At 36.2% G+C, this 10,004-nt stretch carries 8 protein-coding genes; 7 read left to right on the top strand and 1 reads right to left on the bottom strand.

What is annotated here, in order from left to right; all coding sequences use genetic code 11:
* Window positions 1-265 precede the first annotated feature (265 nt).
* Window positions 266-1,015 carry a formate dehydrogenase accessory sulfurtransferase FdhD gene (fdhD, locus tag ACKI2P_RS06690; protein ID WP_407376191.1) on the top strand — a complete coding sequence of 250 codons (750 nt, stop codon included), beginning with the start codon at window positions 266-268 and terminating at the stop codon, window positions 1,013-1,015.
* 1 nt (window position 1,016) lies between these two features.
* On the opposite strand, the gene hxlB is transcribed toward fdhD, so the two are convergent.
* Entirely contained in the window at window positions 1,017-1,607 is a 591-nt protein-coding gene (hxlB, locus tag ACKI2P_RS06685; RefSeq protein WP_407376189.1) for a 6-phospho-3-hexuloisomerase, read from the bottom strand.
* Window positions 1,608-1,675: 68 nt separating this feature from the next.
* Here hxlB and ACKI2P_RS06680 point away from each other — a divergent pair, with 68 nt between their 5' ends.
* From ACKI2P_RS06680 to ACKI2P_RS06655, 6 genes are all read left to right on the top strand, one after another.
* Window positions 1,676-2,542: a LysR family transcriptional regulator gene (locus ACKI2P_RS06680; RefSeq protein WP_407376187.1), complete on the top strand. Its 867-nt coding sequence runs from the start codon at window positions 1,676-1,678 to the stop codon at window positions 2,540-2,542.
* 159 nt (window positions 2,543-2,701) lie between these two features.
* Window positions 2,702-3,616, top strand: coding sequence for a carbohydrate kinase family protein (locus tag ACKI2P_RS06675; RefSeq protein ID WP_407376185.1), 915 nt, complete (start codon window positions 2,702-2,704; stop codon window positions 3,614-3,616).
* A 245-nt stretch (window positions 3,617-3,861) separates the two neighbouring features.
* Complete coding sequence (thiC, locus tag ACKI2P_RS06670) at window positions 3,862-5,160, top strand: phosphomethylpyrimidine synthase (RefSeq protein WP_407376183.1); 1,299 nt, start codon at window positions 3,862-3,864, stop codon at window positions 5,158-5,160.
* A 197-nt stretch (window positions 5,161-5,357) separates the two neighbouring features.
* On the top strand, window positions 5,358-5,864 hold the full coding sequence (locus ACKI2P_RS06665; protein ID WP_407376181.1) for a hypothetical protein: 507 nt from the start codon (window positions 5,358-5,360) through the stop codon (window positions 5,862-5,864).
* A gap of 134 nt (window positions 5,865-5,998) precedes the next feature.
* Window positions 5,999-7,186 carry a proteasome-activating nucleotidase gene (locus tag ACKI2P_RS06660; RefSeq protein WP_407376179.1) on the top strand — a complete coding sequence of 396 codons (1,188 nt, stop codon included), beginning with the start codon at window positions 5,999-6,001 and terminating at the stop codon, window positions 7,184-7,186.
* 101 nt (window positions 7,187-7,287) lie between these two features.
* Window positions 7,288-10,004 (top strand): Ig-like domain-containing protein (locus tag ACKI2P_RS06655; RefSeq protein WP_407376177.1); only part of this gene is annotated, 2,717 nt, incomplete at its 3' end.

Raw genomic sequence — 10,004 nt, 5'->3', positions numbered from 1 at the left:
ATAAAATTAAAAATATATATTGAATCATCGTATTATGAAGACAAATTAACATCATAGCAAATCGCTTTGATTATACATAAAAGAAATTTTATCAAAAATTGAAATCCCTAACGAGATAAACATCCCTAATTTTAAAAAATTTTTACTCTAAACAATAACAACAGAATTTTTTCAAAGATTAATTAATAATTAATTTAAGGCTAAGTAATACTGACCGAAAGAAAATATCGAAACCTTAATGACTCATCATATAATATTATTATATATGAAAGTTGGACAGATCGATGCAATAAATTATAAGAACGGCAAAGCGGAAGAAGTAAAAGAAAAAGTAGTTCTTGATGAAACAATAACATTAACCATCAACAATGAAATAAGCAGAAGCTTGTCAGCAATAGAAGATTCCCTTAAGGAATTTGCAGTAGGTTATCTTTTCAATGAAAACATGGTAAAATCCATGGAAGACATTAAAAGAATCGAAGTGGACGGAGTTCAAATCAATGCAGAAATTGACGATACCCTGCTTAAAACAAATGAAACTGTTTTGTGTTCAGATTCCGCCGGAGGATGGAGAAGTAAAATAAAACATGTGAACCCTGTTGAATCAACTTTCCAGGTCCATGTAAGCGAACTTATCGACAGGATTGAAGAGCTGAAAAACAATGCCGAAATCTGGCAGGCAACAGGAGGAACACATGTGGCCGGAATAGTCTACAAGGATCAATTCATTGTTAAAGAAGACGTCAGTCGACATGTAGCCGTTGACAAAGTAATTGGATACGGTCTGTTGAATGGCTTTGATTTGGCCAACAGCTATGTTATTTACAGTGGAAGAATGCCTGCAGATATGGTAATCAAAATGACAAGAGCCGGCGTTCCAATATTAGCATCAAATGCTGCGCCTGCCAATTCAGGATATAATATTGCAAAAAAAGGAAATGTTACATTGGTTGGATTTTTAAGAGGCCAACGATGTAATGTATATAATAATCAAAATAGAGTAATTTTTGACTGAATTACTCTAAAACAGTGTGTCTTGCCTTAAGGTCGCTTTCAGTTTGTTCCATCTTTTCCATCAGTTCAGACACAACGGCGTCCAAAAATACCAGAGTTGTCAGTTCGAATGCTGTTCCAAGAGGGGTGAGTGAAGTGTAGTTACCATGGATTTGACGTTTCATATAATTTTGATCGTCAACTTCCTGTTTGGTTCTTCCCTTAACAAAAATATAACCATCAGCCAATTTTCCAAGTCTGGATTCAGGATAAGAGGTAACAGCAAGAACCTTGGAGCCTCTATCTTTAGCTATTTCTGCAGCGGAAACTATTGTATTTGTTTCACCTGAACCTGAAATAGCTATTATGCAGTCATTTTTATGAATAGCCGGAGAGATTGTTTCGCCAACAACATATGCACTGATTCCCAAATGCATCAGTCTCATGGCAAATGCCTTTGCAGCAAGACCTGAACGTCCCGCACCAGTTACAAAAACATTGTTTGAAGCCATAATTATGTCTTCAAAGTTATCTATTACATCCTCTTCCAAATACTCAACAGCATTATTGATATTATCAAGTATTGCCCCAATTGAATCTTTCATTATTTCCATTCTATCTATTCCCAAAAAAGTTAAAAAATGTATAATTATATTATGATTGAAACTTTAATATATAATTAATGAAAATTCAATCCAACGGGTTAATCAGTCTGGAAATAAATGGTGAAGTTTATGGCTATAAACTGTACCAAAGTTTAGAATCCTTATCACGTACAAAATCCCAAAGGCAATCCGCTAAAGAGTTAAATATTTCTCATACAGTATTCAACAGAAGATTACTTAAGGCAGAAGAGAAACTGGGCGTGAAAATTACTCAAAAAGTCGGCAATGGAACACTGCTTACAAAAGAAGGCATACAGCTTCTGGAAGAATTTCAGAAATATATTGTCAAAATCGAAAAAACAAACAACATCAACATAGCCGGCGGCCACATCAGTTCGGGGCTTCTGGACAGCATAAGAAATCCCTACAACACAAATATCTACAGCAGCAGCGACAGGGATGCATTTGAACTGGCCAGACGAGGAGCCGTGGACATCTTAACTCTTGACGACCCGCTCATTGCTTATGAAAGGGACATTGACTTTACCCCAATAGCCTACGATTATCTTGTTTTGATTTCAAGCCCCGACTGCGATGAGATTACAAGCATCAACGACCTTAATGACCTTGATTTTGTGAACGTTACCGGTTCTGCACAAAGGCTTGCATGGACCTCCCTGAAGCACTACGATATAAACTACAATATCAAATACAAACTAAATTCACAATTTGATGCCTTCAAACTGGTAAGGAATTCCCGCAACCTTCATTGCTTTTTGAATGCCAGTTATTTCAAGGGAAATGAACTTTTAAAGTTTGATACACGACATGTAATCAGTCTGATAAAAGTTAACGATGACAAACCTGCCATTGATGAATTCATTGATTATATATTGAGTGAAGGGCGCGAAGATATTAAAAACCAGGGTTTTGAACCTATCTAGATATTACTTATCAAATGCTCTCGGCAAAATGAAAGGTTATATAATAATTATAATATAATATATGATTTTGTGTTTGCGTGACATTACATATTTTCACTTTTCAAAAGATTAAATAATGATAAAACACAATATTAAAATGACAAATAAAAAGGCGATATTATGGTTAAAAACAGAGATTTACTAGCAATTGGTCACTCTGCTCATGATTACATTATTAGAGTGCCAGAATTTCCAAAAGCAAACTTTGCAGCACCTATAACCGATATGAAAACCTTCAATGGCGGTGCAGCTGCGAATGTTGCATGTGTTGGGGCCAAATTGGGATTAAAAACCTCCCTAGTTTCTGCAGTTGGTGGGGACTTTAAAAAATCCGAATATTTTGAACATATGCAAAACTTAGGAATTGACACTGATTCATTAATTATTGTTCCGGGTGAAAAAACTCCTACAGCATTTGTCCTTACAGATGACAACGATGACCAAATCAGTTACTTCTATTGGGGTGCAGCATGCGGATTTGAAGAAGCTAAAGCTCCTACATCTGCAATAAAAAATGCTGAAGCAATACACCTTGCAACAGGTGAACCTACATTCAATTGGAGATGTTCCGAAGAAGCTAAAAATGAAGATTTGCTTGTCTCATTCGATCCTGGTCAGGACCTTGGGATGTATGACAACAAAAAATTGACTGACGTGTTGAAAAACACTACAATCCTATTTGGAAACCATCATGAAATTGAAAGAATCCTGGAAGCTTTAGAAGTGGATTTACAGGGACTTAGAGAATTAGGACCAAAAATCATTGTAAAAACCTGTGGAGCTCACGGTAGTGAAATCTACTCAAATGAAGACAAGATACAGATTGATGCCATTAAAACTGAAGCTGTTGACCCAACAGGAGCTGGCGATTCCTACAGGGCAGGATTTTTATCAAGATTCCTGAACGGAGAATCAATCGAAGAATCTGCAAAATTCGCTTCAACCGTTTCATCATTCATCATTGAGCAACAAGGTTGTCAAACCAACATGCCTAGCTTTGATGATGCGTTTGAAAGAATGAATGAATTCTACTAGATTCATTCTATTTTTTATTTTTTAAAGTTAACTTTATTTTTATCAATAAGTCTTTAATTTTGAAATATCAAATCGTGAATAACTATTTTTTAAAAAATGATTTATATTTATCAATAAAGTTTGAATTAAGATTAATCCTATTAATTTAAATACTATTAAATAAAAATAACAGATTATCAACTAAATATGAGATTAATATAAAATAAATTTGACTGTTTTAAATCTATATTGAGGAGGACAAAGTAATGACCCAAATTAGTGATGCAAAAAAAGGCATTTTAACTGATGAAATGAAACATGTCGCTAAAATAGAAGGTGTTTCAGAAGATTTCATCTTAAAATCAGTAGCTAAAGGAACTATAGTAATACCAGGAAACGTTCACAGAGATATTGATGCAGCAGGTATCGGTGCAGGTTTAAGAACCAAAGTAAATGCAACCGTCGGTACCTCAACTGATATTGTTAATTTTGATGAAGAAGTATTAAAAGCACAGATTGCAATCGACAACGGCGCAGACTGTTTGATGGAATTGAGTATCGGAGGAGACCTGGACGTTATAAGAAGAAGAGTACTGGATATGTCTCCTTTACCAGTAGGATCAGTACCAGTTTATCAGGCAGCTATTGAAAGTATCAGAGAACACGGTTCAGTAGTTGACATGGATGAAGATGACCTGTTCAATGCTATCGAAAAGCAAGCAAAAGATGGTATTGACTTTATGGCAATCCACAGCAGTATCAACATTGAAACCTTAACCAGACTCAAAAGACAAGGCCGTGTAACCGGACTCGTATCCCGTGGAGGATCATTCATGTCCGGATGGATTGTTGAAAACGAAAAGGAAAACCCATTATATGAAAACTTCGATTACGTTTTAGAAATTGCAAAAGAACATGACGTTGTTCTTTCCCTTGCAAACGGTATGAGAGCAGGATCTATTGCTGATTCAACAGACAGGGCACAAATCCAAGAATTGATCATTTTAGGAGAATTAATCGATAGATCACGTGAAGCCGGAGTACAATGTATGATTGAAGGGCCTGGACACATTCCAATTAATGAAATTCCAACAAACGTAATGATTCAAAAGAAAATGTGTTCCAACGCTCCTTTCTACATGTTAGGGCCTATTGTATGTGACGTGGCACCAGGTTACGACCACATCGTATCTGCAATCGGTGCTGCATCCTCTGCAAAAGCCGGAGCAGACTTCATCTGTTATGTAACTCCTGCAGAACACTTAGCTCTCCCTAACCCAGATGATGTGAGAGAAGGTGTAATTGCTACAAAAATAGGAGCTTATGCTGGAGACCTTGCAACCGGCCAAATCGACGGTTCACAAGATTTAGCAATGGCTGAAGCAAGAAAAAGACTCGACTGGGAAGCACAATATGAATGTGCAATGTTCCCTAATGCTGCACGTGCAAAAAGAGACCAAAGACCTCCTGAAGAGGAAGACACATGTACAATGTGCGGTAACTACTGTGCAGTGAAAATCGTTAACGAATGGTTAGACCAATCAGATTCTGACCTAATTAAATAGATATTTTTATCTATTTACTTCTTTTTTTATTTTTTAAGATTTAAATTGAAAAAACTATTACTATTTTTCTTGACTCGATTAATTAGTAAATTTAAATCCCGGATTCTGCAAAGCCAAAAATTTTAAGGATATTATATGCAATTATTTTGAATATAATTTATTCAAAAAATGTTGTATAATATTTTTAAGGTGAAAAAATGAATAAAAAAATATTAATGATAGGTGTTGCATTACTTGCAATCTGCATTTCAGTAGGTGCAGTAAGCGCATGGGAATGGAATTTCTCCTCCAGCTCCAGCTCTAGCTCCGACGGAGGCGACATAAGTTTTGAAAATGGTGTATTAAAATTACAAGGAGTTGAATTTAAAATCCCTGAAGGATACAAACAAAACGAAAGCGGACAAAAATTAGCTGAAGATGCACCAAACATACAAGGTGCTAAAGCTTCATTAACAGAATTCGTTAAAGATGGAAAATCAATTATCACAAAAGTATTCTTCTTCCCAGACAACAGTGGTAAAATCACAAACTTAACCACTTCCGAACCAGGATATGAAAATAAAACCATAGGAGGAATTGATGGAATTTTCAACCCTAATGCATATGGAGACAATACTCCAACATTCAGATACATCACTGACGGCAAATTAGTAGAAATTAATGCCCCAGATGAAGCAACAATCGAATCCGTTCTTAAAAAATAAATAACAAAAAAAGATAAATCTATATGATTTATCTCTTATTTTTTTACACCACAATTTTATACTATTTTTCAAATTTCCTAAATGGTTAATGTTTAAATCTTTTCAAAACAGATAATTATTTAGGAGATGTTGAAATGGAATCAATTAAAGATGCTTCCAAAGACGAATTGATTGAGACAATTGAGTCTTTAAAAGCGGAAAATGAAAAAACCAAAGACGAACTGATGCAGAAGGTCAGACACCTTGAAAGTGAACAGTTAAAATCAAACGTTAGCAACCGCCAGCTTGAGGGAAAAATCAAAGAGCTTAAAGGTGAAATAAACTCCTTTAAAAAAAACCCGTTAATTCTTGCAACAATCACAGAAGTATTTGATGACAATCAGGTTGGAATCAAGGGAAATGTCGGCCATGAATTTCTTGTAAACTATCCAAAATCCATCAATACTGAATTTCTTGAACCCGGCGCCAGAGTGGCCCTGAACCAAAATACACTAACAGTTGTTAATGTTTTTCCAAGAAAAAAGGATGAAAACATTACCGCCATGGAAATTGAGGAAAAACCAAACGTTACATACGACGACATCGGCGGACTTGAAAAGCAGATCACTGAAATCAAGGAAACAGTCGAACTTCCAATTAAAAACCCTGAAATTTTTGAAGAAATTGGAATAGACCCGCCAAAGGGAATCCTGCTTTATGGAACACCGGGAACAGGAAAGACCTTGCTTGCAAAGGCCGTGGCAAACAACACCAATGCAAGATTCATTAAATTAGTGGCATCGGAATTCGTCAACAAATATCTGGGTGAGGGTTCAAGATACGTTCGTGAAGTCTTTGAACTTGCACGTGAAAAGACACCAGCAATAATATTCATCGATGAGATTGATGCAATCGGAACCAAAAGGGTTGGTGACAACAGCGGTGCTGACAGGGAAGTCCAAAGGACACTGATGCAACTTTTAGCGGAACTTGACGGTTTTGACCAGAGAGGAGATGTTGGAATAATAGCTGCAACAAACAGACCTGACATTCTTGATGACGCTCTTTTAAGACCTGGCAGGTTCGACAGGACAATCGAAGTGCCTAACCCTTCAGAAGAAGGCAGAAAGCAAATCCTAAAAATCCACACCGAAAGGATGAAACTTGACAATATCGATTTTGACGTTATAGCTCACATCACCCAAGGACTGTCAGGAGCAGATTTGAAGGCAATATGTACGGAAGCCGGAATGTTTGCAATAAGGTCCAAAAGAAAAAAGGTCATTTCAAAAGATTTCCTGGATGCAATCGACAAGATTTTAGGAAACATCAATGTTAACTAACCCATACTAATTTTAAAATAGCTATTATTTAAGTAATAGTTTCTACTATATTTTATTAATATTCAATTTATTTTTAATAATTAGGAAATATAGTGGATAGAATGAGGTCGAAAATATTTTTATTGATAAACATAATTTTACTAGCAACTGTCACTTTGGGAGTTGCAAGCGCAGCGGACAATTCTACAAATGATTTGAATTTGGAATTTGAAGAGATTGATGAAATTGAGATAGGAAAACCTATTAAAAGCAGCTTTGAGGATTCTTCACTCTTAAGCGATGAAGAAAAAATAACACCGAATCTGACTGTCAAGCCAACAGAGAAATCCTATAAATACGGAGCCGATGCAACCATAACCATCAAATTGAGTGAAGGCGACATTGGAATTGACGGTGAAGTGCAGGCAACCATTGACAACACCACATACCCAATAGTTATAACCAATGGAGATGGAAGACTGACAATTCCAAATATGGAAACAGGAACATATCCTGTCACAGTCAAGTACAACGGCACCGACAGATATGAATCAGTGACAAACACCGATGCAACAATTGTAATTGAGAAATCCAGAAAGGTTACAGGCAATGTCACCATTGAAAACACCACCTATGGAAATCCGGCAATCCTTAAAATTACAAATTTCAGTGATGTCGACGGGAACCCGGTATCAGCATATGGCGGTTTTCAACTTGTAGGGCCTGCACATCCCTACGGTTCCATTTATGTAAAAAAAGGGTCACTGACAACACAGTTCAATGATTTGCCTGCAGGAAACTACAGCGCATGGATTGTTTTCGGAAATAGCATTGGGGGAAAATACGAATTTGAAAACTATGTAGTTGACTTCGTTGTAAATAAGGCGCCTATGATTTTAACTTCAGAAATACTTGACGACATATACAACACCAAAACTTTAAAAATCAAAGCAGCCGACCTCAAAAACAAACTGATATCCGGAAAAATCAACCTTACCCTAGATGATGAGACATTAATGTTAGATGAAAACATTACAGGAGAACTGAATATAGGATTGAATAGCCTTAAAAAAGGTACACATTCAATTAAAATAATATTTGACGATGCAAATTATGAAAAAACAATTAATACAAAAGAAATAACCATTGAAAAGGAAATTACCTCAGTAAATCTGACAGCGAAATATTCCACAGCCGGTGAAAATGCAATTGTAAACATCAATGTTTTAAATGCAACAGGAAAAGTCAGCGTCATTTTAAACGGCAGGGAGGAAATACTCACTCTTGATAAAAAGGGAAATGCAAAATATGTCATCAGAAACATTGCTCCGGGAGATTATTTTGTAACCGCAATCTACCATGGAGATGACAACTACGGATTTGCAAGTGCCCAAACAAGTTTTAACATTGATAAATTGAACAGTTCAATTACAATAAATGCAACAGACAGCAAAATTGGCGAAAATACCCCAGTCAGAGTAAATGTCAGTGAAGGTGCAACAGGAATCGTCATAATTGACATTAACGGCAGCGAATATGCAATCAACTTAAGTGAAACAAATAGCATAAGCGTTGAATTAGAAAGTGCGGGCACATATGAAATTGTAGCAACATACTTTGGCGATGAGATCTACAAGCAAAGCTCAAGCAGTGCAAATGTTGTCGTGAGTGATAAGCTTCCTGCAAACATCAGCGTCAGTATTCCTGAAAGGATTGAATCAGGAGATGAAGTCCATATCGACGTTGGTGCAGATACAGATGCTAAATTAACAGTATACATCAATGATGAAATCATCACCAGCGAAAACATGACCCTTAAAGCAGGAATCTACAACATTACAGTTGTTGCTTTAGAAAATGAAAACTACAAATCCGAAACTTATTTTAAAATGTTTGAAGTGACTAAAAAAGACCCTTCAATCAATATAACCCCAATAGACAACGTGAAAATCGGAGATTTCATTTCCGTTAATGTTGAAAGTGAAAGCGACGGCGAAATAACCGTTAAAATAAACGGTGAGAAATTAGTTGGGGATTATGAGATAAAGACATCCGGAGCCTATACAGTCACAGCTGAAAGCAGCGAAACAGACAATTACAAAAAAGGTTTTGAAACCTATGCATTCAATGTTGAAGAAGAGCCAATAGAACCAAAAAATGATCCGGTTATCGTCATTGAAATTCCGGAAGATATTGAATCTGGCGACACAGTTTTAGTCAATTTAAGTGTTTTAAATGCAACCGGAAACATTACAATTATCCTTGATGGTACTGAGATAATCAAAACTCTTGAAAATAGTCGTGCACACATTAACATCGAAAACATCACAACAGGAACACACACAATCACTGCAATATACTACGGTGATGAAACCCACAATCCTTCACACAACACAACAAACATCGAAATAACTGAAGAAATCACACCAGAACCAGAAAAACAAAACACAACAATAACAATCACAACACCTGAAGAGATAAAAACCGGAGATACAATCAACATAAACATAAGCATTGCAAATGCAACCGGAAACGTTACAATCATCTTTGATGGTGATGAAAGCTCATTGACACTGGAAAACGGCACAGCAAAACTCCATGTGGAAAACATTACCTCTGGAAAACACACAATCACCACCATATACTACGGCGATGAAACATACAATCCTGCACACAATACCGTAAACATCGAAATAGCTGAAGAAATCATACCCCAACCGGAAAAACAAAACACAACAATAACAATCATAGTTCCAGAAAACATAAAAGTAGGAGATGCTCTTGACATAAACATAAGCATTGCAAATGCGACAGGAAACATCTCCATTTTCATTGATGG

The organism is Methanobrevibacter sp. (assembly GCF_045541095.1).
Taxonomy (GTDB): Archaea; Methanobacteriota; Methanobacteria; order Methanobacteriales; family Methanobacteriaceae; genus Methanocatella.
This window is presented reverse-complemented; position numbering and strand designations above follow the sequence as displayed.